Source organism: Halolamina sp. C58, assembly GCF_051195095.1.
Taxonomy (GTDB): domain Archaea; phylum Halobacteriota; class Halobacteria; order Halobacteriales; family Haloferacaceae; genus Halolamina.
Map to the genome: position 1 here is coordinate 54926 of NZ_JBNTJY010000003.1, position 25725 is coordinate 80650.

The 25725-nt window shown below is 60.8% G+C and carries 28 protein-coding genes and 1 pseudogene; 23 read left to right on the forward strand and 6 right to left on the reverse strand.

The genetic code is table 11. The features are described from left to right. The first annotated feature begins 781 nt into the window (after positions 1–781). The 12 genes from ACQUSM_RS14675 (at position 782) to ACQUSM_RS14730 (ending at position 9794) form a co-directional block, all read left to right on the forward strand. Positions 782–1708: a transcription initiation factor IIB gene (locus ACQUSM_RS14675; protein ID WP_435119924.1), complete on the forward strand. Its 927-nt coding sequence runs from the start codon at positions 782–784 to the stop codon at positions 1706–1708. Between the two features lie 100 nt (positions 1709–1808). After that, a complete protein-coding gene (locus tag ACQUSM_RS14680; protein ID WP_096396480.1) occupies positions 1809–2696 on the forward strand; it encodes a hypothetical protein in 888 nt (295 codons plus the stop codon). 144 nt (positions 2697–2840) lie between these two features. Then, positions 2841–3029, forward strand: a complete 189-nt coding sequence (locus tag ACQUSM_RS14685) for a hypothetical protein (RefSeq protein ID WP_096396460.1) — start codon at positions 2841–2843, stop codon at positions 3027–3029. Between the two features lie 106 nt (positions 3030–3135). After that, positions 3136–3516: a hypothetical protein gene (locus ACQUSM_RS14690; RefSeq protein WP_006183452.1), complete on the forward strand. Its 381-nt coding sequence runs from the start codon at positions 3136–3138 to the stop codon at positions 3514–3516. 68 nt (positions 3517–3584) lie between these two features. Further along, a complete protein-coding gene (locus ACQUSM_RS14695; RefSeq protein WP_006183451.1) occupies positions 3585–4247 on the forward strand; it encodes a DUF6735 family protein in 663 nt (220 codons plus the stop codon). Between the two features lie 37 nt (positions 4248–4284). Beyond that, a complete protein-coding gene (locus ACQUSM_RS14700; protein ID WP_006183450.1) occupies positions 4285–4569 on the forward strand; it encodes a hypothetical protein in 285 nt (94 codons plus the stop codon). A gap of 61 nt (positions 4570–4630) precedes the next feature. Further along, the gene (locus tag ACQUSM_RS14705) at positions 4631–5380 is read left to right on the forward strand and encodes a helix-turn-helix domain-containing protein (protein ID WP_006183449.1); all 750 of its coding nucleotides are present in this window, start codon (positions 4631–4633) and stop codon (positions 5378–5380) included. Positions 5381–5440: 60 nt separating this feature from the next. Beyond that, on the forward strand, positions 5441–7813 hold the full coding sequence (locus ACQUSM_RS14710; protein WP_015299293.1) for a heavy metal translocating P-type ATPase: 2373 nt from the start codon (positions 5441–5443) through the stop codon (positions 7811–7813). 121 nt (positions 7814–7934) lie between these two features. Then, positions 7935–8357, forward strand: coding sequence for a hypothetical protein (locus ACQUSM_RS14715; protein WP_006183447.1), 423 nt, complete (start codon positions 7935–7937; stop codon positions 8355–8357). Between the two features lie 107 nt (positions 8358–8464). After that, positions 8465–8956, forward strand: a complete 492-nt coding sequence (locus ACQUSM_RS14720; protein WP_006183446.1) for a hypothetical protein — start codon at positions 8465–8467, stop codon at positions 8954–8956. 3 nt (positions 8957–8959) lie between these two features. Continuing rightward, positions 8960–9325, forward strand: coding sequence for a DUF7568 family protein (locus tag ACQUSM_RS14725; protein ID WP_435119823.1), 366 nt, complete (start codon positions 8960–8962; stop codon positions 9323–9325). A gap of 73 nt (positions 9326–9398) precedes the next feature. Continuing rightward, a complete protein-coding gene (locus tag ACQUSM_RS14730; RefSeq protein ID WP_435119824.1) occupies positions 9399–9794 on the forward strand; it encodes a DUF7567 family protein in 396 nt (131 codons plus the stop codon). Positions 9795–9816: 22 nt separating this feature from the next. Here the strand turns inward: ACQUSM_RS14730 and ACQUSM_RS14735 are convergent, their stop codons facing one another. Continuing rightward, complete coding sequence (locus ACQUSM_RS14735) at positions 9817–10680, reverse strand: hypothetical protein (protein WP_379730276.1); 864 nt, start codon at positions 10678–10680, stop codon at positions 9817–9819. Between the two features lie 207 nt (positions 10681–10887). Between ACQUSM_RS14735 and ACQUSM_RS14740 the strand changes: the two genes are divergently transcribed. Further along, the gene (locus tag ACQUSM_RS14740; RefSeq protein ID WP_435119826.1) at positions 10888–11460 is read left to right on the forward strand and encodes a hypothetical protein; all 573 of its coding nucleotides are present in this window, start codon (positions 10888–10890) and stop codon (positions 11458–11460) included. Positions 11461–11473: 13 nt separating this feature from the next. On the opposite strand, the gene ACQUSM_RS14745 is transcribed toward ACQUSM_RS14740, so the two are convergent. Beyond that, positions 11474–12838 (reverse strand): restriction endonuclease, encoded by a 1365-nt coding sequence (locus ACQUSM_RS14745; protein WP_435119830.1) that lies wholly within the window; start codon positions 12836–12838, stop codon positions 11474–11476. 118 nt (positions 12839–12956) lie between these two features. Between ACQUSM_RS14745 and ACQUSM_RS14750 the strand changes: the two are divergent. Next, a pseudogene (locus ACQUSM_RS14750) lies at positions 12957–13136 on the forward strand (DUF6166 domain-containing protein); the annotation flags it as partial. Between the two features lie 209 nt (positions 13137–13345). On the opposite strand, the gene ACQUSM_RS14755 reads toward ACQUSM_RS14750, so the two are convergent. Further along, on the reverse strand, positions 13346–13927 hold the full coding sequence (locus ACQUSM_RS14755; protein ID WP_435119832.1) for a hypothetical protein: 582 nt from the start codon (positions 13925–13927) through the stop codon (positions 13346–13348). A gap of 310 nt (positions 13928–14237) precedes the next feature. Here ACQUSM_RS14755 and ACQUSM_RS14760 point away from each other — a divergent pair, with 310 nt between their 5' ends. The 6 genes from ACQUSM_RS14760 (at position 14238) to ACQUSM_RS14785 (ending at position 18938) form a co-directional block, all read left to right on the forward strand. Beyond that, the gene (locus ACQUSM_RS14760) at positions 14238–14723 is read left to right on the forward strand and encodes an HNH endonuclease signature motif containing protein (protein WP_435119834.1); all 486 of its coding nucleotides are present in this window, start codon (positions 14238–14240) and stop codon (positions 14721–14723) included. Beyond that, positions 14720–15337, forward strand: a complete 618-nt coding sequence (locus ACQUSM_RS14765; protein ID WP_435119836.1) for a DUF6166 domain-containing protein — start codon at positions 14720–14722, stop codon at positions 15335–15337. Before ACQUSM_RS14760 ends, ACQUSM_RS14765 begins: the two co-directional genes overlap by 4 nt. After that, on the forward strand, positions 15337–15465 hold the full coding sequence (locus ACQUSM_RS14770) for a hypothetical protein (protein WP_435119837.1): 129 nt from the start codon (positions 15337–15339) through the stop codon (positions 15463–15465). Before ACQUSM_RS14765 ends, ACQUSM_RS14770 begins: the two co-directional genes overlap by 1 nt. 137 nt (positions 15466–15602) lie before the next feature. Next, positions 15603–17303 (forward strand): DUF262 domain-containing protein, encoded by a 1701-nt coding sequence (locus ACQUSM_RS14775; protein WP_435119838.1) that lies wholly within the window; start codon positions 15603–15605, stop codon positions 17301–17303. A gap of 68 nt (positions 17304–17371) precedes the next feature. After that, a complete protein-coding gene (locus tag ACQUSM_RS14780; protein WP_435119840.1) occupies positions 17372–18529 on the forward strand; it encodes a hypothetical protein in 1158 nt (385 codons plus the stop codon). 97 nt (positions 18530–18626) lie between these two features. After that, positions 18627–18938, forward strand: a complete 312-nt coding sequence (locus tag ACQUSM_RS14785; protein WP_144800159.1) for a hypothetical protein — start codon at positions 18627–18629, stop codon at positions 18936–18938. 54 nt (positions 18939–18992) lie between these two features. On the opposite strand, the gene ACQUSM_RS14790 is transcribed toward ACQUSM_RS14785, so the two are convergent. Then, positions 18993–19346, reverse strand: coding sequence for a winged helix-turn-helix transcriptional regulator (locus ACQUSM_RS14790; protein ID WP_144800158.1), 354 nt, complete (start codon positions 19344–19346; stop codon positions 18993–18995). Positions 19347–19424: 78 nt separating this feature from the next. Between ACQUSM_RS14790 and merA the strand changes: the two genes are divergently transcribed. Then, complete coding sequence (merA, locus tag ACQUSM_RS14795) at positions 19425–20879, forward strand: mercury(II) reductase (protein ID WP_144800157.1); 1455 nt, start codon at positions 19425–19427, stop codon at positions 20877–20879. 117 nt (positions 20880–20996) lie between these two features. After that, complete coding sequence (lpdA, locus tag ACQUSM_RS14800; RefSeq protein WP_144800156.1) at positions 20997–22373, forward strand: dihydrolipoyl dehydrogenase; 1377 nt, start codon at positions 20997–20999, stop codon at positions 22371–22373. 58 nt (positions 22374–22431) lie between these two features. On the opposite strand, the gene ACQUSM_RS14805 is transcribed toward lpdA, so the two are convergent. Then, a complete protein-coding gene (locus ACQUSM_RS14805) occupies positions 22432–22986 on the reverse strand; it encodes an ArsR/SmtB family transcription factor (protein ID WP_144800155.1) in 555 nt (184 codons plus the stop codon). Positions 22987–23117: 131 nt separating this feature from the next. Between ACQUSM_RS14805 and ACQUSM_RS14810 the strand changes: the two genes are divergently transcribed. After that, complete coding sequence (locus tag ACQUSM_RS14810) at positions 23118–25394, forward strand: heavy metal translocating P-type ATPase (protein ID WP_435119844.1); 2277 nt, start codon at positions 23118–23120, stop codon at positions 25392–25394. On the opposite strand, the gene ACQUSM_RS14815 is transcribed toward ACQUSM_RS14810, so the two are convergent. After that, a complete protein-coding gene (locus ACQUSM_RS14815) occupies positions 25391–25597 on the reverse strand; it encodes a heavy-metal-associated domain-containing protein (RefSeq protein ID WP_137783042.1) in 207 nt (68 codons plus the stop codon). The two genes, ACQUSM_RS14810 and ACQUSM_RS14815, sit on opposite strands and share 4 nt — an antisense overlap. Positions 25598–25725 lie beyond the last annotated feature (128 nt).

Here is a 25725-nt window from a genome sequence, read left to right on the forward strand (position 1 = left end):
CGCGTCGCTGGTTCAAAAGCGCTGTGCCGCCAGTCCAAAGGCGGTGAGTGATCCGGCTGGCAACGGATTTCCCGGGTGAAAGCACCTAACTCACCACTTTTTGTGCGTTCACATGGATGCGACGTACCGCGAAATCGTGGATTGGGCGAGTGAGATGGATCAAGTTTATAGAGTGTTACAGCTGTCGTGGACGGTGTTTCCCGCACTCTCAACGCTGTACCGGTCATTCGAGGGTTGCCACTGTCAGTGTGGCGCAGGTTCCTTCGGGAGCCTGCGCAGATCTGCGATCCGGGCTCGCATGGTGCCATCGATGCCACGTCTTCGACCGCGAAACGGCATCGAGACACTACCAACACCGCTCGAATCGTCACATACGCACGCTCAAAACGACGGCGCTTATCGATACAGACACCTCCTTGGTCGGTCGGAAACACCGGTTCGGGACAGACCTGAGTGACTTCCATTAGGGATTGTCACTCATAAAGTAGTGACTGGGGCCTATGTGACCTCTCAGAGTATACTCTATTCGCCTTTTGATTACGACTGTCCTCTCTCAGAGGGTAGTAGACGCGGTTCTCTGACGTTCGTTCACTTCTCCTCGCAAATGTATGGATAGAAAGCTGGCCTCGGCACTCAGAGGCATCTTCACTCCCTATTGCAACCCATAGCATGCCCTTCAATGAGACACCATCGCCGTAGGTGAGATGGGATAATTTCTATCATCCCCTGAATGGGTGAGGGGCTCGCTGTACTGGCGGGTTCCCGAAACACGGTGAGAACGATGGCAACCAGAGACATCTACGAAACTGGCTTCGACGAGGACGTCCGAACGGAATCGAGTGCGAACCAGTGTCCCGAGTGCGACGGCCGAGTCACCACGAACGCGGTCGAAACAGTCTGCGAGGACTGTGGCCTCGTCGTCGACGAGCAGCGAATCGACCACGGGCCCGAATGGCGAGTATTCGACGAGGACGAACGCGAACGGACGGGTGCGCCGCTCACGGCGACGCGGCACGACCGGGGGTTGTCGACTGAGATCGGTCGGGGTACCGACGCGAACGGGAATAGACTCTCCGGACGGAAGCGCCGTCAGGTCGCTCGGATGCGCCGAGAGCAAAGCCGGGGGCGGTTTCAGTCGAAAGCCGAGCGCAATCTCGCGCACGGTCTGGGTGAGGTTCGCCGGATCGTGAGCGCACTCGAGCTGTCCGAGATGATTCGTGACCAGGCGTGTCAGCTCTTCCGGAGCGCCCAGAACGAGGACCTCCTGCAGGGCCGGTCGATCGAAGCGATGGCCACCGCAAGCGTCTACGGAGCCTGTCGGTGCAACGGGCGACCACGAACGCTCGACGACATCACCGAGTCGGCGCGCGTCGAGCAATCGCGGGTGACGAACGCATACACGACGCTGAATACGGAACTTGGCCTGCCAGCCCAACCCGTGACGCCCAGTGCGTTCGTTCCGCGGTTGGCCTCGGAGCTCGACGTCTCCGATCAAATCCGGCAGCGGGCTCGGCAGTTGGCGGAAGCATCCGAATCGACTGGGGCAACCACCGGGGTTCGGCCGTCCGGGTTCGCTGCAGCCTGTCTGTACAAAGCCGGACGCGAAGACGGGCAATGGCTCACCCAGTCGGACGTCGCTGACGTTGCGAACGTCTCGGTGGTCACCGTGCGGACCCACCGCGACACACTGGACGAACTGGCTGTCTAACGCCCACACTGCTGATTTTCGATTGTATGTCTGTAGGCTGATTGATGTGAGAGCCATTATTTAAACCCGAAGACGAAGCATGATACGGCCAGATCACTCTATGACCGACCAGTACGCCGACTACGAAGCCCTCCGACCGCTCGGCGAAGCGACCCACGTTCCCGACGATCAACTCGCCAGTAGTAGTGGCGAGCCCCGGCGGCAACGCTCTGGTGGCGTCGACGCGGGCTATCCAGACGACCCGACAGAAGGTGAGACCGAGTGCGATTCCTGTGGAGCGTCGATCCCCGCTGGCCAGTCGAAGTGCCGGTTCTGTCTCACGAACCATCTCGAAGCAGCCGACGATCAGGACACATCGACTGCCGAACAGACTCTCCTCCATATCATCCACATAGTCGTTGAGGCGTCGACGTTCTACGGCGCCGTCGGGAAGGGATCTGCTGCGGCCACCCTCCTCGCGAAGGCAGACGATGACCCAGTAGTCGATGACTGCAAGCTAATCTATGATCTCGACGAGGAACCGGCCCCACGGCTTGTCGATCAGTGGCCCTCGCTCCCCTCGGCGACACGGGTCACGTCTGAATGTGGTAATCAGCTGCTCGCGGCTGCTCGTGAGCGGACGGCGTGGACAGAGACGACGCAGTCCTGTCACGACGGCGAGCACACGACGTTCCTCTACGACGAAACCGGGAGCGAGGTTCGCACCGAAGCTCGTCTTGCAAGCCTACGTGAGGACGCAGACAACGACCTCTGGCTGGTGCCAGCGATTGCGCTCCAGAAATCCGTTGACAAGACCGATACCGAACAGCCACGACGCGAGCGCCCAAACAGAACTCACCTCGAGTGTCGAGAGTGTGATCGGGAGACTAAGCATCGATTCCGCGAATTCGAGGCTGTCCCCGATGACGAGTGGACCGGGCAGCCAATGTGGGGCTGTCAGCGGTGCGGCACGCCACGCTACGGGCCCGAACCCGAAGCCGATCAGTAAAGACGACGTCAAATTAACCAACAATTCTGGTGTCGGCTCGGAGTTGTTGGTTAACAGAAGCCAGCTCGCGACCACCCGACGATACCACACCTGCTGACTGCCCGCCGGTGTTTTTCGGCGCCGAGAATTGGCGGAGGCGCACACATGGATCCACGAGACACCCCCGGCTATCGACTCCACCGCGCGCTCAGTAGCCTCACCAGTATCGACAGCGACCAATTGGAGCCCGCTGATCGAGAGCGAATTAGCACCGCGACGACGCTCCTCGAGCAGGTAGATTTTCTCACCCAACCGAATACGACGAGGGACGGTGACATCAACAGAGAATCCTGACAGCTCGACGCATCGGCAGCGCAACGTCATGTGGCCGTCACAGCGTGAGCAGTTGCTCGCCCCCTGAAAGGGTGCGGGGGCGCGAGACCGCTCCCGAGAACAATCCATGGCAACATTGCAAGCCGCAACGACATCGACCGGCGCGCTCGTATCGGATCCACAGGCAGTCCGCGAGCTCTGTGAGAACCACTGCTTCGGGACGCTCAACTGGGAAGTGGACGACGACGGCGAACTCGTTATCTGGGGCTACGACAGCTTCGAAGTGTACGAGGCCCGTGAGAACGGTCTTCCTGACTACGACGGTGGCATCGTCACTCACGAGTTCCTCCGGTCGCTCGCGGAGTATCTCGAACCGAACGAAGAATTCGACATCCAGACAGCCGGATTTACCAAGTGCCGGTTTCCCGTGCTGGCGAAACGGTACGTCGTTCGCGACGGCGAAGTCCTCCACGCGGACCTCAGTTCCCCCGACCCGATCGACGAGTAGCGTTGTTCGTCCCCCGGGAGGGGTGCGGGGCGATCCAGTCGTGGGTCGTCCTGCAAGGAGATTGTTCAATGGGCCACCGCGCACTCGTTGCGTACGAACGCACAGACGGACAGTACACGCTCCACTACTCTCATTGGGGTGCAGCGAATCTCAAGCTCAAGCACCGAATCTCGGCCGAAACACCGTTCGGTGGCGACGACACCGACTCGAAGTGGGCGAAACAGCTGCTGGCGGAACTGGCCGATGGCCTCGAAGCAGATGGCGTCGACGGCTACCTCGCCGGCGAGGATCGTCCGTCGTCGGTCGTCAAGCCGAAGCCCCGTGCCACCGGGCTCACCCTCGACGAGATCGTCGCGGACCACCTCGACTATCTCCACCACGAGGCGATCTTCGTGGTGTCACCCACCTTCGAGGTGACCGCCTATCGGACGCTGTGGTTCGGGCTGCAGTACGACTCGGAGACGGTCGAACAGGGAGAGACCGTCGGGAACGGCGCGCTCGCGACGGTGCGCTGGTACGACGGCAAGCCGGTCGGCGACGGCCACCTACAGGGACAGTTCGCGGCCCTCAAAGACGTCGTCGGCGACATGCTCGATAAGGGCGTCTTCACGCCGTCAACGGCGATACAGTATCTGAAACGGAAGCTCGCTGAGCGGGTCGGAGACCGACAGGAGCTGCTCATTCCGACCGGAGAATCACCCTTCGAGACAGCGAGTCTCGGCAAGCCGTAACACCAATCCCTTAGTGGATATCGGGGGACGTCTAAGTATGTCAAATCAGTCTGAAGATGACGTTCGTGTTTGGCTTGTCGAACGGACGTACTCCGATGACGAGCAGAACCTGATCATCCTCACCTACGCAACACCCGATGGAGAACAGTACTATCGGAAGGAACGCGCACTCACGTCCTTCACCGACGTCCGAGATACGACAGCAGCAGTCGATGCTGAACCCGGCAATCTTGGCATGGTCGATGACCCCGACCTCCAGGAGCAATACGCGGCCGAAGCACAGCGAATGCAGGAGGTTCACGACCCGGACGACGTGATCTGATACCCGCCAGTAGACATCGCCCCAAGCCATGGGTTATGTCGTGGCAGGCCTTAGTCGGGGTATGCGCGAACTCGTCTTCGCTCTCGAATACGAGCCCGGCTGCAACAGGGTGGCGGACGCCCTCGCAGACCACCCCGACGCTCGCGTTCGTTCACTCTCGCTGCACGCCACTGCCGACCAGCTCTGGCGAGTCGACCATGCCACCGGCACTCCGGACGCACTCGACGCCATCGAGGACGCGTTTCGCAACAGCGACTACTACGCCGACTGTCTCGCCACCGAGGACTGCGGCGCAACCCAGACCACCCGTGTCCTCGACCGCACGGACGACACGCTCATCCTCTACTCCGACTGGGAGCGGACCCCTGCCTGTGCCTCAGTCCCCCACATCGCCCGCGACCACCTCGGCGACGGTGTGCTGTTCGAGACCCGTCACGAGGGCCGCCACTACACGTGGCGGCTCATTCACTCCGACGAGGGCGATGTGGCGGCGTTCTTCGATTCCCTCGGGGTTGCCGTCGGGGAATGCGCCCAGATGGAGATGCTCCGCACCGCGGATACGACGACATCAGCTGGGGGAGGCGACGGGACACCGAGCGGCCTGCCGCCAGCACAGGAGGCCGCACTCCAGGCCGCTGTCGAACACGGCTACTACGAGTCACCCCGCGAGGTCGACGTCGGCGAACTCGCCGAGCATCTCGACGTGCCACGGTCAACACTCACCTACCGACTCCGTCGGGCGGAAGAACATTTGGCGAAGCAACATGTCGCCGGCGAGCGGGTAGCGGAAGAACGGCTGGCATCGCACTGAGGGCCGCAGTTGGAATATTCCAACAAAGACATATGGAACTCCCACTCCTACCGTGAGGTAATGACAGAGAATCCGGACGCAGCAGGAGAAACGAGCGGCGGCGGACAGCGACGTGAGCTGACCGCCCGCCTCGCCGTTCCCGAGATGGACTGTCCCTCTTGCGCCCAAAAGGTGGACAAGAGCCTCCAGCGTGTCGACGGCATTACTGACGCCACGCTCCAGCCGACCACCGGCACGGCCAACGTCACGTACGACCCTGATCGGACTAGCGAAGCCGACGTAATCAAGGCGATTGAAGGCGCCGGCTACGAGGTCGTCGGGGGCTCGGACGCTGAGGGCGATGATGAGGACAACCAGGCGACCGACGGCGTCGACATCGCGCCACCATCGGAGGTCTGGACGAGTCCTCGCGCGAAGAAGACGTGGCTCGGCGCGGCGTTCGTCACGCTCGGCCTCCTCTTCGAATTCCTCCTCACCGGACAGAACGTCACGGTGGCGAGCGTCCTCGAGTACCCGCTCCACATCGCAGATGTCCTGTTCCTCGGCGCCGTCGCCGCCAGCGGCATCCCCGTCGTCCGTAGCGGGTACTACTCCGCGAAGAACCGAAGCCTCGACATCGACCTGCTGATGGGGACGGCGATCATCGCGGCGACCGGTATCGGCTACTTCGTCGAGGCCGCCACGCTGGCCGTCCTATTCAGCATCGCCGAGCTGCTCGAGGACTACGCGATGGACAGGGCACGGGACTCCCTGCGCGAGCTGATGGAACTCTCGCCCGACGAGGCGACCGTCCTTCGCGATGGTGAGGAAGTGACCGTTCCCGCCGAGGAGGTCGACGTTGGCGAGACCGTCGTCGTCCGCCCCGGCGACAAGATTCCGCTCGACGGAACGGTCATCGACGGCGAGAGTGCAGTCGACCAGTCGCCGATCACGGGCGAGAGCGTCCCCGTCGACAAGACTGCCGGCGACGAGGTCTACGCCGGCGCGATCAACGAAGAGGGGTACCTCGAGGTAGAGGTCACCTCGACCGCTGGCGATTCGACGCTCTCGCGCATCATCGAGATGGTACAGGGCGCACAGGCGAAGAAGACCGAGTCTGAGCAGTTCGTCGACCGCTTCTCCGGCTACTACACACCCCTCGTCGTCGTGCTGGCAATCCTGACCGCCGCTATCCCGCCGCTGGTTATCGCCGACCCCATCTCGGTGGACGTGGCCGGGTACGGGTTCACTTTCGCCGGCGACTGGCAGACCTGGTTCATCCGCGGGCTCACCCTGCTGGTAATCGCCTGCCCCTGTGCGTTCGTCATCTCCACACCCGTCTCGGTGGTGTCGGGCATCACCAGCGCCGCGAAGAACGGCGTCCTGATCAAGGGCGGCAACTACCTCGAAGCGATGGGCGAAGTCGATGCCGTCGCGCTCGACAAGACGGGGACGCTCACGAAGGGCGAACTCGCCGTCACCGATGTCGTCCCGGTCGGCGACACCACTGAGGATGATCTGCTCCGTCGCGCCGCCGGGCTGGAGCGGCGCAGTGAGCACCCCATCGCTGCGGCGATTCTCGCCCGTGCTGAGGAGGCGGGCGTGGGCGACCTGCCCGACCCGAGTGGCTTCGAGAGCCTCACGGGGAAGGGCATCCGGGGCGAGATCGACGGCGAGACGTACTATGCGGGCAAGCCCGCGCTCTTCGAGGAGCTGGGCTTCGACCTCGCTCGAGCACGCCGCGAGACAGACGGCGGCGTCGTGGCGGAAGAGGCGACCGAGGCCGACGACGGGGCGTTCGCCGAGGACGCGCTCACCTCACTGGAGCGGGAGGGCAAGACGGTCGTTATCGTCGGGACGGAGTCGGAACTGCTGGGTGCAATCGCCATCGCCGACGAGGTGCGCCCGGCCTCGAAGCGGGCTGTCGAACGCCTGCACGAGCTGGGCGTCGAGCGCGTGGTGATGCTGACCGGGGACAACGAGGGCACCGCCCGCGCCATCGCCGAGCAGGTCGGTGTCGATGAATATCGCGCCGAACTCCTACCCGACGAGAAGGTCGACGCAGTCGAGGAGTTACAGGCGGAGTACGGGGAGGTCGCGATGGTCGGCGACGGCATCAATGACGCCCCCGCGCTGGCCACTGCGGAGGTCGGCATCGCGATGGGCGCGGCGGGCACCGACACCGCCCTCGAAACGGCTGATATTGCGTTGATGGGCGACGACATCGGGAAACTCCCGTACCTGTACGACCTGTCGCATACGGCCAACGGCGTGATCCGGCAGAACATCTGGGCGAGCCTCGGCGTGAAGCTTCTGCTCGCGTTAGGCGTGCCGCTGGGCCTGGTCAGCGTTGCGCTGGCAGTCGTTGTCGGAGATATGGGGATGAGCCTCGGCGTCACCGGGAACGCGATGCGGTTGTCACGAATCGAGCCCGATCGAATCATCGACGCCTGATTCTGCGGCGGGAAGTGCGGGCAGGACGCTCTTCTTTCGGGACTTACCTCCGCTACATCGAGACTAGTTGTGGTTTGTCTGGGGCAGAAAGGACTGAGCCCCACCGTTGGCTCGTGATTTGATGCCCGAGAATTCAGACGACGATCCATTCCACGATTGCGAGTTAGATCCCGACGCAGTCCTCGGGACGCGCACCTTCCACGATGTCCTGTTCACCGATGAGACGGAGACACCGGTGAACGTGCTCACTGGCGAGACGCCCGCACATTCACAGGCGACCGTCGAGGAAGCGAAGGAGTTCGCTGCGAGTATTGACACCGACACGCCACAGATTGCACTTCCGGCGTCAGTTGAGACGCAAATCGAGACGCAGAGTAAGCCCTACACGTCGGCTGCGTTCTTCCACTTCAAGGCGACGGGCTCGCTAAGGCGTCACCGCGCCTACCACGCCGCATATGACTCGGATGCGTTCACCGTCGACTTCGAAGCTGACTACGAGTCCGGAAACCTGACCATCACAGTCGATCGAACGAACGAGTCCTAAGAATCGACCGCTAGATCAGGGTTTTTCGAGCGCCGGCGATGGGTGCCGGCGCAGCAGGAGCGAACGATCAACCACTCCCGGTGCGTCGGCGTTTCGAGGTGTTCGAGATGCACATGGTAATTTACGCTCTGGTAGAAGAATCGACCCACGACGACGCACTGGCCAGCGGAAAGTCGGTGTTCGACCGCCTGGTCGGCGCGGACCCACACGCCGGCGCAGTCTTCGACTACCACGTGACGTTCGATGAGGAGGACACGTCCGTTGCGGGGAAGGCGCGATGGGGTGAATTGCCGACTGCAGCCCCCGTCGACTCCGATGCCGGCCAAGACCTGCTTGAGCGTGGCTGGGAGGCGACGAAAGAGGAGTTCGAGCGGAATCTCGACCGGGTGAAAGAGGCCATCGACGAGCTCTCCGATGAGGAGATCATGCGCGACGAAGATCTCGCTCGGCACGCCTTCCACCAGGTTGGCGCCTACGACGGGCCAACGATCTTCCTGTACAACGAATATGCGAACGGGATCCGTCACCGTGAGCAGCTGGATCGAGTGCTGGAGGAGAGCGAGGAGCTCTGGATCGTGCCCGCCGACGTCCACTTCTGAATAATGCCTCGCATCACCAACTGGCGACGCGAGAGCCGCTCGCCGACGCTTGCGTATCGGAACACCGAGACCGGTGCGCGAGCCGTCCTGCATCGAGCCCCGGACTCCTACCGGTACAAATGGCGTGGGGCAATCCTCGTCGACGGCTATCCGGTCTGGTCGCGAGGATACGAGATGAAGGACGCGACGTCGTTCCGTGACGAACTCCGGGAGCGGCCCGCACCGGACCTCAGCTGTCCGGAGTGTCCGAACGACGACGTTCGCGTCGGCGAGAAGGCAGCAGACGGGGCGAAAGTCCAGCGGTGGTACGACTGCCCCGACTGTGGGTACGAAGCCCCCTCACGCATCGTCTATGGCGCCGAAAGGTGAGTGGGTGAGTGGTGGGCGCTGTTTTTCGGCCGGGCACGAGGTGGTGGCCCGGTACGACCGGGTGAGTCAACCAATGAGTCTCGAAGTACTTGACCGACACAGCGAGGCACTGTTCGAGTTCCTTTGGTGTCCCGTCTGCGGGCAGGAGGTCTTCACTCACATCCCCTTCGAGGGGGTGTTCTGCAAGAACTGCAACACCCAGATCGAACTCCAGGAATCCCGCGAGACACGCGGCTACGAGGAGGCCGTGCTCGCCTGCTTCGATACCAGCACCACCTGGAACCTTCACGTCGACGAGAAACTGCGCCGCGACCTGCCTGATGGGTCGGCGCGCGTGAAGATCCTCGGTGCACCGGGCGCCTACAAGGTCGACTGGTGGAGTCCAGAGCCGGGTGAGGACTGGGAACCTGTCGAGCGCGGCGAGTTCGACGACCTCGAGGAACCATCAGAGGTGTCGCATCTGGCGTAGAGCACGCGTTAAGGCGGTGAATTTACGCCCGACACACGTCGCAGGACCCGCATCCACGAGGGGTTCGCTCGTCGAAGTAGAGACGGCGCCATCGAGCAAACTGATCCGCATACGTGTCCTTGCTGTACGGGAATTGGTACAGATTGACCCCGTCCGGCAGGTCTGTGATTTCGGGCGCGTCTACGCCGGGGAATCCGTTACGAAACACGAGATCTTCTGTTTTGGACACCAGCTCAGGAGCAACTGTGGATGGGTCCGAGGCCTTCAAGAAGTAGAGTGATGGGATGAACTCTTTCGGGTCGAAGAATCCGTTGGCGTGCAGAATCCACCCACAGAGCCACAGATACGCCTTCTCACTGGAGAAGAAGACTCCGTAGTGGTTGTCCGATTGCCGGCGTTTGTACACGAACACGGGGAGACCATAGCTGAAGCCGACTCGCGTTGGTTCTGCGTGGATATAGCAGTCCTCACGGTCGATGTAGTGGACCAGCGGAGCTTGACACAGCTTGCCCGGGTGCTCACCAGTGCCGATCTGCTCCCACAGCTCCGAGACGGAAGCCACGTCGGCGCTCTCGTCCTCGAGAGTCGTATCATCGATTGCACGATGGACGGGCGCAGCAGACTGAATCTCCTCGGGGAGATCGTCGCTGGACAGCTTCGCCGTCTCTCGGTCAGGGAGTGTCCGATAGAAGTGTTTATAGAAGCCCTCACGACGCCGCTTATCGGCGAGCGTTTCGCACCGGGCGCAGTCCTCGATGAACATCGCTGGCACCACCCGGTCTGGATTCTCGGCGGCCTCCTCGTACAGACTACGCTGTCGTTCGGCCCGCCTGGCAATCTCATCCGGATCGGGGAGCGGTGAGCCCCTCTCAGACTCAGATGACATACGCATACCTTTGGGCTGGAAGAGCATCAGTTTCCGAGCAAGGACCCCACCCGACTGCCATCTTGCGAATTCCGGAATCCGTTTTTAACCGGGTTTAAGTTTCTCAGTTTCAGCCATTCGTCGAGATCCCAGAGACCCCACTCGATTCAGGAGAGGTTGTTTCTGCGCCGGCGATGGGTGCCGGCGCACACGCGCCGGCGGTGATCGATGTCGACACGAAGTCAACTCCGATTCATCCAACGGAGCGAGACCGCAGGCGAACAGTCCGATACCGACCGCATCGCACAAATCTACCGCCACTCGGACGGCTATCCCGACAGCGTCCTCCGTGACCTTGTCCAGCTGAAGGAACTGCTCGACGAGACACGAACAGAGCGCGGGCCTGCGTACGCAGCTGCCCAGTTCCTGTTCCTCGACACGCTCTCGACGATGACCCTCTACGTGGACGAAGGGCGTGATCGGAGCATCCACGCTGACCAACCCTCGGATCTCCTCGAGCCGGACAATATGGAGCACCTCGACCAGCCGATGTTCCTGCTCGGACACGGCGTGGAGAACCCAGCCGACGGCATCCACGGCGACGAAGAGTACCTCTACGTCGTTGAACTCCCGACCCGGAACCCGTTCGAGGAGCCGTCCGAGTGGACGGTCAAGGTGAGTGGTCATTCCGCGTTCCCCCGGTGGGATGGTCCGACCGAGGACGCCTTCGAGCGGGCCAGCTGGCAGTTCCACGGCCCGCTTGAGCACGCGCTCGAAGAGCTGGTCGCTGAGCCGGCGTGAACGCTTAGCCCGCTCAGATGATGCCGCCGATGACGAGTAGGCCGACGACGACCAGCAGCGCCGCGACAACGCTTCCCCCGGCCAGCCACTTGTTCTCCATCGCCTTCTCGTGAAGCGGCATATCGGCGTACTCCTCGCGGAACGCTTCGAGGTTCTCCTCGTCGTAGAAGTACTTCGTCTTCAGCGCGAACCGTTCCGTCACGGCACAGCCCGTACAGATCGGCTCGCCTTCCAGCCGCTCCGTTTTGATGTGGCTGGAGCAGGCGATGGCCCCGCAGTTCGGACAGTAGGTGTACGTCTCGTCGCCGCCGCTCGTGTCACAATGAACGCAGCGGTGGATGCCGTCCTCGGCGGTCACTCGTGACGGGCCTGCCGCGTAGTACTCGTAGGGGTAGGTGTACTCCTGGATGTCGGTGGTGTGCCGAACTTCGGGGAGGTACACCGGCTCAATCGACTGGACGGAGATGTCCGAGCGGTTCGGCTCGCAAGTCTTGTTGTACGTGACGTTGTTGTCGCCGGTGTAGGTGACCGTCGTCGTGTGGTGTTGCTGGAGTCGCTCGACGGCCCACTCCTTGTACTCCGTTTGGGTCTGTCCGAACCGGCGCTCCTCGACGGCGTCGAACACCTCTCCGAACTGCTCGGCATCGAGGTCGACCGTCGCGTGAAGGTTCTCGGTGACCAGCGTTGCGACGTCCTCGTCCGCGACCTGTGGCTGTCCGCGTTCGGCGTGGGCGACGAATCGCGATCGGTCGTTGATCCGATGGATAACGCCCACCGACGTCTCGAAGACGGCGTTCGTGTCCGCCGTGACCGCGACCACCGGCCGGAACGTCACCGATGAGTGTGGGTCTAGGAGGTCGGCAGCCTCGATGTTCTCGACATCGCGGAATGCCTCTTCGACGGGTGCGTCGACGTCGGCGGCCGGGTCGTAGGGACGTAGCGTTTCGTCGCAGAGAATCTCGATGCGCCCGTTGTAGAGGTCGAGGCCGATCTCGTCGGCGATCTCCCGGAGGTCCTCGCCGTCGAGCAGCTCGATTGGATGGGGGTCGTCGTTCTGCTGGAGGCGGTCGGCGTACTCCTGGGCAGGGTTCGTAAACCGGCCGGTCGTGACGACCATTCCGCGTTTGGGGCCGTCGAAGTCGAACGTCGCGATCGCCGAGTGGAGCTTCTGGACGACCGGCCGCCCGACCGTCCCCGTGTGCTTGCACTCGACGATGATCGCGCGCCGCGTGCCGTCGACGACCTCCTCCATGATGACGTCGCGACCCTCGTCAGCCGTGCGGTCGGCCTGGCGGACGTTCTCGTAGCCGAGGTTGCGAAACACGTCCTCCATCACGTCCTCGAACTCGAACCCCGAGAGATCGTCCAGTACAGCCATCCTCAATTATGTGGACAGTACGTTGCAACTGCCAAATACGTTGCCGAACGCTACGCCGTCCTGTTTGTTGAACCCCTGAGAGGGGTGCGGGGGTCACCGAACCGCCCGCGAGCAACGAATGAACGGGAATGTACCTGTAGCAAGTTCGGACTCGGTTCCAGAAGCATCGCCCGGTCAGTCTCACCGAGACACAGTCGAATACGTCGGCTTCCGCGTCGACGGCCAAGCCGTCGTCCTGAACCTCTCGGAGCATCGGCGACTCTCCCTCGAGCGCAGTCTGGACCTCGTCAACCACAGCTAGAGGGGCCGATCAAAACGACTGACGTGAGACGGGATTCTAAAATAGTTCCCCGCTGGACCGGGTGATCGGTAAGTATAGAAGTGCGCTGCGACAGTCCAAGACCTGATTTGCCCAATATCTGTCAGAAGGAGGCTGCTGATATATAGCGTGAATCGGTCACGTCATTACCGCTTAAACTGCTGGCGGGAACGCTAAGTACAAGCAAACTATTTTACAGAGATGGTGAAGCGTAGTGTGCCTTCGCCTACCTTGTTGATGAACGTGAACTCCCCTTTTGGAAGGCAGTACCTCTTTCCATCTACATCTGGTGCAGCGAGAACATCAAGTGTATTTGAGGTGCTTTCCCCGGGCTGAAGCGTGGCAATCGTCGCGTTCATTTTCCACGCATCGGATGTAGACTGCCAGCAACCGTCAGCACCATAGTCTCCATCTGAGGGGGGAGTCCGCAAGTGAAGTTTCTGTTCTGGACCGTCATTCGCTTGCGGGGAAAGTGGGGCTTGAGATCCAAACGTGAATTCACGGCGGGAATCGGAGGTATTCGTTAAGACGGCTTGAATCTGTGGTGGATGGTCCTGTGTCACTCCGCGGACGAGAGACAGCTCGTATTTTGCTTCAATTGAGGTTAGCTGTGATTCAATTGAAAGCGAAAGATGAGTCGTTGAGCTATTTCGATCCGGAGTTTCGCTGCCCTCCTGCTCGGGTTCTGAATTATTGGTGAGTACGCCGGAACAGCCGGAAATGAGGGGGAGGACTGACGTAAGTCCGAGGACGCATTTTCGGCGTTTCATCAGTAGTATGGAGTCTCCGTGATTGTAAGTGCCTTGTGGAGAAAAATATGCATACCTACCAACGGCTGTTTCGTCGAAGATAGGTAGAAACAAACGGCGACCAACTGCTGCATACAACCTCTGAATTCAGCACGACTCGCAGAACTATCTACGAACTGGCAGAAACACCCGTAGTACGTTAGTAGGTCATCGAGCTGTTTCCCGCTTCCTGTAGGCTATTTATCGGTCTGAAATTCAAGTACGATTCCGGTCGGTAGTGTTTGTTGCCCCCGAAAGGGGTGCGGGGGAAGTCACTCCCCACAACCGAGCCATGACCGACTCAGAGTACCCCTGGCGAGACGAATCGCTCCTCTACAAACTCTACTGGAAACAGGAGTTGAGCACGGTCAAGATCGCGGACAAACTGGGCTGTACACAACAGACGGTTTCAAAGTGGATGCAGAAGTTCGACATTCCTCGTCGAGACGCACGCGAGGCGGCCCCGAACCGGCGACGGCATCCCGCCGTGTTCACCGACCGTGGCTACATCATCTGCGCCTCGAACTATCGTGGAACCACAGACTCCGTCGGGATTCACCGGCTCGTAATGGTCGCAGAGCGCGGGTTCGACGATGTCGCGGACAAGCACGTTCATCACAAGAATGGCATCCGGTGGGACAACAGGCCGGAGAATCTCGAACTCCTCAGTCGGACCGAACACGCCGAACGACACGGCTTCGGGTCCGAGATTAAACCAACAGACCACGAGTGGGACGTGTCCGATCGCGAGCGGGACGAACGGGGGCGATTCAAATGACGACGGCGTACGTCGGCCGACGTCGACGAGGAGAGCTCGTTGTCACTCGCCGTCCCGAGGACACAGAACTCACACCCGACCGCAGTCTCGATCTCGTCAACCACAGTCCAAGTGGCTTCGACGTCGGGTATCGAGGTAGCGGGCCCACCCAGCTCGCGTGCGCGCTCCTCCTCGACTACTACGACGATGAACAGTTCGCCCGTGAGCACTACATCGCGTTCCGGAATCAGGTGGTCTCACAGCTGGAGTGCGACGGTGCAGCGGCGTGCTGGCACCTCACCGGCGAGGAGATCGACGCCGCGATGGCGACCCTTACCGACGACGTCGTCGCGCTCCCCGACGGCGGACGGCCGTCGCCGACGCTCCCCGAGAACTGGCGAACCGTCTCCCGCCCGGACCGGCGGGTCTTCCAGCGCGCTGATCGCGACCACTACATCGTACTCGGGGATGGAAGCGACGAGTGGCTGGTCGTTCTCTGCAGCCAGGGCGACCGTGCATATCCTACCCCGCTTGCACATCGGACGGTTGACGAGGAGGCTGACGTGGAACAGGTAATCCAGAAGTTCGCAAAGGAGAGCAACGACCTCATCGAACCCGCGGAGGGGGAGCACTGATGGAGACGCTGCGGCTGTCGCGAGAAACCTATCAGCTCGTCGAGCGAGGTATCGAGGCCATCGAAAAGGTCGGTCGTGAACTGGAGCGATATAATGACCTCCAGGAAAGCGAGGAGGGACACACCTAGACAGGCACTTAGTGAGATCCAAGAATTTCCAAATCGGAGGCATCCAAGGGGAGCAAACCACCCCGGACGAGGGTTCTACTCGGAGACTTCCCTTATGTTTATGAGATTCGCATTAGGTGGTTATCATAGATTCACGAATGGACGCCGAAGATCAATTTCTCCAAAACGTATTTGCGGGCGAGAAGCAGTTCGTCATACCGGTTTTTCAACGGAACTATTCATGGGGACAAGAGGAATTAGAAGCCCTCTGGTCAGATATCCAGAATCTCTTAGAAGCCGACTCAATCTCGGAAGAACACTTCATTGGAACCTTCGTCGTTATGCCCGGCAACCACCGACCCGGGACAGTTCCCGAATATCTCGTGATTGACGGACAGCAGCGCCTCATTTCACTCACGCTGTTTTTGAGCGCCATTCGTGACTACGCAGCCGAAATCGGGGGCGAACAGTACACGAACTTCGCTGAGGAGATCAACAAGAAGTATCTTATTGACGAATTCAAAGACGGGGTTGAGAAATTCAAGGTCGTCTCCCGCGCTGAGGACCGAGACGCCCTCTTCGCAATCGTTGAACAGGAATCTGTGGATGGGGATTTGGCGGATACTTCGATCTATAACAGCTACGAGTTCCTCTATGAACGGATTGACGACCTCAACGGCGACGACGAACTACAAACCTTAGATCGGCTCAAACAAATCATCATCCAGCAGCTTCCACTGGTGATGATTACGACATCTGAAGATGAGAATCCCTATGCGATTTTTGAGACGTTGAACGAGCGTGGACTCCAGCTTGAGGAATCGGATCTTATCCGGAATCACGTCTTTATGCAGCTGTCTCTGACCGAACAGGACCAGTTCAACGACGATCACTGGATGCCATTCGAGCAAAAATTCGAAGAAACAGACCGTTATGCCGGGGTTGATCTCACCGAGTTCTATCGGGATTACATGATGCGAAACGGTGAGTACGTCCAGAAGAATGAGATCTATCATCAGTTCAAGCAGCGAACCGCAGACCTGACTCCCCACGAATTGGTTGACAAATTATCGTACTATGCCGATCTGTACCTCTGGATCCATCGGCCTGGAACAGCCCCCCGTGAGGAGCTGACGGATGCGCTAGAACGCATCCAGTATCTGGAAATCGGGACTGCCCACCAATTGATCCTGAATTTGCTTGACCGGTGGAACTCCGATGAGCTCAGCCTCGATGAGCTCCTCGACATCCTTCACGGGCTAGAGAGCTTCGTGCTCCGTCGATTCATCTGCGGTCGTAGTACCCGGGGGTACTATCGGACGTTCCCAATTGCGGCCCGCTCAATCGAAGATGGCAACGAGAAAGAATCGCTGTTCGCCTATCTGGAGAGTCAAGGGTGGCCTGATGACGCAGAACTCTTCGATAATATCAACCGGTTCGATATGTACAACCGGGATAAGAAGAAAACGTGGCTTATTCTCTGGACGCTCGAAGAGCAGTTCGGCCACCAAGAGCCAGTACAGTACGATGAATTAACGATAGAGCATGTGATGCCCCAGACCATCGATGACAACGAGTGGGGTGACGAATGGAAGGATATGCTCGGCGAAGAGTGGGAGCGTATTCATGACCAGTGGTTACACGCACTGGGTAACTTGACTCTCAGCGGGTACAACCCCGAGCTCTCGAATCGGCCGTTCGCGGAGAAGCGAGAACTGCTTATGGAAAGCCACGTCGAACTGAACGGCTATTTCGAGGATTTGGAACGCTGGACTGAGGACAATCTCAGGGAACGTAATCAAGACCTCGCCGAGCGTGTCGCCTCAATCTGGACAACTCCAGATATCGACGATACGTAGCGTTTGTTTTGCGCCTGCGATGGGTGCAGGCGCGGTTCGGAACGCATTGCGCCTGTGGAATGGAATCCATGAAAGACCCAGAGACAGCTACGGTCTTCGCAGGCCTCGATGGGCGAACCGACACCGAACTACCCGACTGGTACGCCGAGCAACACGGGGGTCCCGAACCGATCAGCTTCAGTGCGGCGATTCGAGAGCTTCCCCAGGCAGTCGACACAGCAGTCGCGTATCGCAACCCGTACACCGACGAGTGGGTCGAAACAGAACGGTTCAACGCAATCGTCGAGCCATCCCGGCTACAAGCAGAAGCAGACGGTGATACCGAAGCAGAGTCGCTATTTCACATCCCGACTGACTCCTACTCGATCATCAACCCGGTCGACGTCTACGGGCCGCTAGAGGAGGTCCTCCGCGAGGAGACCATCGACGGGACGCCGCTGGGCGAGGTGATGTTCGGCGAGATTCGACGCTACCGGGGCGGCGGCGAGGTCCACATGGACATCATGTTCGATGGCCTCGAGGTGCGCCTGCCCGGCCGGTCGGACCCGATCACGATGGGCGTCACGTCGGGCTACGACTTCTTCGGCGAGCACGCCGTCTACGTGGAGGGGTTCGCCCAGGATGGCTACTGCTCGAACACGATGCGCTCGCTCACCGACAAGGAGGTCATCAAACACGTCGGCGACGTCCGGAACTTCCACACCTGGTGGGAGGAACTCCTCGCACAGGTCGAACTCGTCGCCGACGACCTCTTCGAGTTCATCCGGGACGCCCAGGATATCGACCTCGACTTCTCGGAGCTCCCGTTCACCGTCACGGAGTTCTACACCCTGCTGGGGTTCCCGGACTACCTGGCCGAGCGTGCCGCCGGCGATGCAGAAGCCAATGCGGCGTCTCCCTTCGAGATCGATATGTGGACGCTGCATTCCGGCGCGACGTACGCGCTCACCCACTTCTTCCAGGGGAAAGAGGGGGCGTCCCTCGATCAGTACGTTCGGATTGCCAACGACATCCTGTTCAACCCGGAAAGCACGATCGAGCGCGTCGAGCAGGCCTACGAGCAGCAGCTAGAGGCAGACGGTGACGACGGGTCACAGGCCTCATTGGCCGGCGAACGAGCGCTGGCGAGCATCGAACGGGTCAGCGACGACCTGCAGGAGAAAGTCGAGCAGTTCGAAGAACGCGAGGACGCGCTGCGTGAGCGGTTCCAAGAGGCAATGGGCTAAGAGCAATCGGAGAGAAGATTCGCCAGGCGTGCTTCCGTTCTAGCGGCTGGAATCCACTGCTGACAGTATTAAGTGAGTAGGGGCGCACCCAGAGACCATGTCTATTGAGCATAATCCGACTCTCGACGCGCGAGAGCCACAGCAGGGGGATATAGAGACCTTTGAAGAGTTGGAGCCTGGTGACTCGGTCAAATTCTTTGAATGGCCCGTCGAGCCGTTGACCGTCATCGGCTGGGAAGAAGACGATAATGTCGGGAAGCGGGTGAGAGTAGAAGCAGAAGGCAGCGAGTCGTTTCTCTACCAGGTAAACGGCCACCTCTGGCATTACGTCCCTGAGGACGAGTTCGCCGGAGAAAGCAATCCCTTCCCAGTCCAGAATCTCACAGTACTCGAATCCCCAGAGGCCTAACCAGACTTGAGGGGAGTCCGTGGAGAATTGGTTTCTCTTTTGGAATGGCTCGGTTTACGCATTTCCGCTATTTTCTGTCGCCCACTCGAGTAACGGTTCCAGTCGTGTTCGAACCTCGTCGCCATCCTCTGTCAACGCATATTCGACACGCGGTGGGATTTCGTTGTACTGCGTCCGTGAGACGAGCCCTGCCTCCTCGAATTCGTTCAGGCGTTTCGAGATTGTCGACGTGCTCGCTGTCGGGAGGTGGTCTTCGATCTCCGCGAACCGCAGTGAGTCATGTGCGCCGATGATGCTAACGAGTTGCATCGCGTATTTTCGGCTCAACGTGTCGATAACTCCTGTGAGCGGACAGTAGCACGTCCCCTCAACATCGCACGTTGGCGCCGGTGAAGTAGTATCTGCCATAGCTTCGTAGCCTCCAACCTACTCTATAGCTTCGGACTCTGGAGCATAAGAACTTCCCGTCGTAAAGTATAGGCACTGATGACCCACACCTCCGACTATGATCTCGTGATTCTCGGCGGTGGCGCCGCAGCGTTCGCCGCGATCACTGAAGCGAGCCGGCGGGACCTCTCGACTGCGATGGTGAACACAGGCTTGCCGATTGGCGGGACCTGCGTGAACGTCGGCTGTGTCCCGAGTAAGCATCTTCTCGCCGTCGCCGAGAGCGGCGCTGCAGCGTCGGAGAATCCCTTCGACGCCGTTCGATACTCCGAGGAGCCGACCGTCGACTGGGCCGACGCACTCGACGGCACCGACGAACTCGTCGAACGGTTCCGGCAGGAGAACTACGTCGATATCGCCGAGCACTTCGAGACCGACATCTACGAGGGCTACGGCCAGCTGGTCGGCGACACGACTATCGAGGTCGTCGACGGCGCTGACGAGGGCGCGCGCATCACTGGGCAGAAGGCGCTCGTCGCGACCGGAAGTTCGCCCTGGGCGCCGCCCATCGACGGCCTCGGCGGCGTTGACTACTACACGAGCGAGACCATCCTCGAGGAGCGCGACCTCCCCGAGAGCATCGTGATGCTTGGTGGCGGATACATCGCGCTGGAGTGGGGCCAGATCCTCCACCGCGTCGGCGTCGACGTGACCATCCTCCAGCGCTCCGACCACGTCCTCTCGGACATGGAAAGCCAACTGGGTCGCGAGATGCAGCGCACGTTCGAGGAGGACGGCATCGAGGTAATGACCGGCAACGACTTCCAGCGCGTCCGCAGGCGAGCAGCCGACGGTGGAACCGAAGCGGTTCAGTCAATCGTCGCCGTCGAAACAGTCGTCGACGGCACCGAGCGGACAGTTACAAGGGACGCGCTGTTCGTCGCGACCGGCATCCAGCCGAACAGCGAGGGCATCGGCCTGGAAACGGTAGGGGTCGAAACAAACGACGACGGGACGATTCGTGTCGACGAACATTTCCAGACGACCAATCCCGACATCTACGCGGCGGGCGACGTGATCGGCGAACCCGAACTGGAGACGGTCGCCGCCAAGGAAGGCAATCAAGCCGTCAAGAACGCCTTCGGCGACGAGGGCGTCAGCATCGACTACGACGCAGTCCCGGCAGTCGTCTTCACCAGTCCCGAAGTCGCCGCAGTCGGCACGACCGAACTGGAGTACATGGACGAGCACGGCACCTGCTCGTGCCGAACCGTCCAGATGGAGGATGTCCCGCGGGCGAAGGCAGTCAAGAACACAGATGGCCTCGTCCAGGTCGTCAAACACCACGAGACTGACGAGATCGTCGGCGTCCACATGGTCGGCCCCCGTGCCGCTGACATGATCATGGAAGCGACGCTGGCGGTGAAGTTCAGCCTCACCGTCGATGACATCATCGACACCGTCCACCCGTTCCCGACGTTCTCCGAGGCGTTCAAACAGGCCTGTCAGGCGTTTCGGCGGGACACGTCGACGATGAGCTGCTGCGTTGAGTAATCCCCACCAGCATTATCCGAATTATGACCGTATCCAAGAATACAGTGATTCTCGTTCAATGTACCACCCGAGAAGCAACGGCAGACCACAATACAATCCAGATCGGGAGCCAGAGCGATGAGTAACGGATACGACTACGATCTGCTCGTGCTCGGGGGTGGGATGGCCGGCCTCCCCGTCGCGATGAAGTGTGCCTATTCGGGCATGGAGACGGCCCTTGTCGAGGAGGATCTCCTCGGTGGAACGTGTCTCAATCGCGGGTGTATCCCAACAAAGACTATGCTCCGGAGCGCGGAGGTCGCGAATCTCGCCCGCCGCAGCGAGGAGTTCGGCATCGACATCGACAGCGCAATCGAGGCCGACATGGAAGCGATTCTCGATCGCAAAGACGACATCGTCGAGAGCATCCGTGAGGGCGCCTATGAAAATGTCGAGGAAAACGAGAACATCGATTTCATCGAAGGCCACGGCGTCTTCACGTCACAAGACGAAGTCCAGGTCGACGACCAGACACTCTCGGCCGACCGGGTCATTATCAATACGGGGGCACGCCCGGCGAAGCCGCCGATCGACGGTCTCGACGCCGTCGAGGTCCACGACAGTACAGATTTGCTCGAGCTTGACGCAGTTCCCGATTCGCTTGCCGTCATCGGCGGGGGGTACGTCGGCTGCGAGTATGCCCAGATGTACAGCCGATTCGGCGCTGATGTCACCGTCTTCCAGCGCGGTGACCACCTCCTCCCGAACGAGGACCCCGAGGTGAGCGAGGTTATCGAGAGCGCCTTCGAAGACGAAGGAATCACCGTCCAGGCAGACGCGCCCGTGACGGCACTGTCGGAGACTGATTCCGGCATCCGAGTCGATGCCGATGGTGCCGGCGCCGTCACCGTCTCAGACGTCGCGCTCGCCGCCGGGCGGACGCCGAATACGGACGGTCTCCGCCTCGAAGATGTCGACGTGTCGCTCGATGAGCGAGGATTCGTCGAGACCGACGACAGCTTCGAAACGACTGCCGACGGTATCTACGCCATCGGCGACGTGAGCGGGCCACCGATGTTCACTCACTCCGCGCGCGACGACGCCGACCTCCTGTATCGACACCTCGCGAAAGACGAAACGATCAGCACCGAGGACCGAACCGTCCCGTGGGCTGTGTTCACCGACCCGCAGGTCGGCCACGTCGGACTGACCGAACAGGAAGCACGAGACGAAGGGTACGAGGTGGGCATCGGCCGCCAGGACTTCGCCGACCAGGGCAAGCCGAAGGCACTCGGTGAGACCGAGGGATTCGTCAAACTGGTCACCGACGCCGACACCGACGAACTCCTTGGTGCCCACGTCGTCGGCGAACAAGGGGCTGAAATCGTCCACGAACTCATCCTCGCCATCGAACTCGGCGCGACCGCCGACCAGATCGCCGACACGATGCACATCCACCCCACGCTCCCCGAGAGCATCAACTCAGCCGCCGGAGGTGTTCACAAACCCTCGTAACGCGTCTTGAAGCGAGTTATTACGTCACAGAGCAGGCGATATTTCACCGCGGAATCGGTCACTCAGCTGTCGATAAGAGTTCGTCGAGCTCCCCAGTTTCGCCGAGGTCGATGAGCGCGCGATTGAGCAGTTCTCGAACGACGAACTCCTTGTAGTGCTGGGATTCGCAGTATTCACACGGTTTCATCTCCTTGGCTACGGCCTCGATCTCGTCGCCGTGTTGCTCGGCGAGGGTCTCGATCAGCGCAGCTAGCTCTTCACGAGTCGTGTCCTGCGCCGGAGCAAGTTGCTCTCCGCTGCTTTCTGGAAGGTCGTACGAGAAGACCCGTGTGTTCGACTTGTAGTACTTCCGTGTCCCACCACCAGCTTCCTCGAGCCGCGCGATTTCGACCATCCCGGCGTCCTTTAGGACGTTCACATGGTGGCGGACCGTTGTTTCCGCCTTCTCCTCGCCGCGACGATGCAGTTCGTCGTGAATCTCCTCGATCGTCATCTCCTCGGTCGCGAGCATATCGAGGATCTTCGCCCGGACATCGTTCTCCAGCGCCTTCGCTTTCTCCGGGTCGGTGGTTACGACTTCCCGGATCGGTACGTCAGATTCAAGGAGCGCCATTCTTGTGAGGAGGTAGACGGACAACGACAGTAAGAGTAACGCCACTCACCCCACAGTGGTAGTATAACATCGAGACCGCTATAACTATCGTCGTAATGGTTATCCGCGTCGCACGGTAACCACCATCCACGATGGGAACGACACACGAACAATTCAACGTCGGGGGAATGTCCTGCTCGTTCTGTGCCGAGAGCATCAAGAAGGCCTACAGCCGAACCGATGGTGTCGAGGACGTCGACGTGAGTCTCGCCCACGAGGAAGTTCTCGTCGAATACGACAACGACCTGCTGAGTGAGGTCGAGGTGAAGGACACGCTCCGGGATCTCGGGTACACCATCCGCGACCCGGACAAAGCGAAGCGGTACGAGCAACAGCAGGCCGAACTCGCCGACGGCAAGCGCCGCCTCCTCCTCGCAGGTGGCGCATCTATCGTGGTCGCTGCCCTGATGGGGTGGATGATTCTCGTGATGGGACGCTTCGAGTCATCATCTCTTGTGATGGATCTGGTGACACTGGGGCTGGCGCTCGGGACGATGTTCGGTTCTGGACGGTACATCAAAGAGAAAGCCTACCAGAGCCTGCGCCGGGGGATCTTCAATCAGCACGTTCTCTTGGAAGCAGGTGCATTCGCAGGGTTACTTGGTGGGCTGCTCGGCCTGTTCGTGTTCCCTGGCTTCCCGACCGTCCACTTCTTCGCCGTTTCCGTGTTCATCACCACCTATCACATCCTTTCGGAGTACACCAGCCTCATCGTCCGCACGCGAGCTTCCCAAGCCGTCCAAGGCCTTCTCGACCTCCAGCCCGACACGGCACGCCGCGTCAGTGATGACGGTGATGTCGAGGAGGTTCCTGTCGACGACCTCGACATCGGTGATCGCGTCCGGGTCAAGCCCGGCGAGAACATCCCCGTCGACGGCGAAGTCGTCGAGGGTGAGTCTACAGTCGACGAATCGGTCGCCACCGGGGAGTCCATTCCCGAGGAGAAAACGGGCGGCGACACGGTGATCGGTGGCAGCGTCAACGAGACCGGGGCGCTGCTCATCGAGGTAACTGCAACCGGGGAGGACGCGTTCCTAAACCAGATCGCCCGCGAGATCGAGGAGGCGCGGGCGATGAAGCCCGGCATCATCCAGCTCGCCGACCGCGTGCTCAAGTATTTCGTCCCCGGCGTCTTGACGATCGCTGGGTTGTCGTTCCTCTTCTGGGTGGTCGCCCCCCTCGCGTGGGGAGCAGCCCCAAACGTCCAGCGCGGGGCGTTCGCGGCGCTGGCGGTCCTCGTGCTCGGCTATCCGTGTGCGCTCGGGATGGCGACACCGCTGGCCCTGATCCGGGGCGGCGGGAAGGCCGCGAACCGTGGCATCCTGATGCGCTCCGGTGACGCCTTCCAGATATTTCCCGACGTCGACCACATCGTGTTGGACAAGACCGGCACCATCACCGTCGGCGAACCCGCCGTTAGTGAGGTCGTCGCGTTCGGTGCCGACGAGGTGGATGTACTCACGACTGCGGCCAGTGCGGAGGCCTTCTCCGAGCATCCTCTCGCTGATGCGATCCTCGAGTTCGCTGACGAGCAAGATGTCGAGTACGCTGACCCCGATGCCTTCGGCTCTGTGACCGGCAAGGGCGTCCGGGCAACCGTGGCCAGCGACGACGTGCTGGTCGGGAAACCGGGATGGCTCAGCGACGAGGGGATCGACCTGTCGAAGAGGGCCGACGACATTGAGCGACTTCAGGGCCGCGGCCTCACCGTCTCTGGGGTCGTCCGTGGTGGTAACCTAATCGGCCTGATCGGCATCGGCGACGAAATCAAAGCCGATGCCGCCGAGACGATCCGGCGGATGCGCGACGCCGACATCACGCCCGTGATGATCACCGGCGACAACGAACGCACCGCGAACGCGGTCGCCAAAGAGATCGGCATCGGCCGGGTTATGGCCGACGTCCTCCCTGACGAGAAACGCGAGGAGATCGGGCGCCTGCAGGAAGCCGACCACCGCGTGGCGATGGTCGGCGATGGCATCAACGACGCTCCTGCACTCACGCAGGCGGACATCGGCATCGCCATCGGCGCTGGGACCGACATCGCCATCGAGTCGGCGGATATCGTCCTGATGGGTGACCGGCTTGGTGGCGTGATGGACGCCTACGAGATCGGGAAAGAGAGCTACCGGAAGACCCGCCAGAACCTCGCGACGGCCTTCGCGTTCAACGGGGTCGGTGTCGCCGCCGCGACGACCGGGCTCGTCCACCCGGTGTTCGCGATGCTCGCGATGGTGCTGTCTGTCTCGGCCGTCCTCGCCAACAGCTTCGCTGGTCAGCTCCTCTCGGGTGAGGGTGTCAACACCGAATTCGCCCTCGACGAACACACCGAGGGCGAGCGGGAAGACGGCCGAGCGGCGGCCGATTAGGCCTTGACGTCGTAGCCAGCCTGTTCGATTGCCGCGTTCACGTCGTCGTCTGCGACTCCATCCTCGAGAACCACGTCGACCGTGTCAGCTTCGTGGTCGGCCTCGACCCGACTCACACCGTCGAGGTTTCGCAGGGCGGTCTCCACGTTCTGTTCGCACCCGTTGCACGACATCCCGGTGACGGAGATCGTCTTTCGCTCCATACGGGCCTGTAAACACTCGCGGGGGATGACCATTACGGTAGCTGTTATACCGGTATTATCTCTATTAGAGATGAGGCGTTATCGTCCGGAGAGTTGTTTGTGTCGGCCCCAAAGGGGTGGAGGCTCTT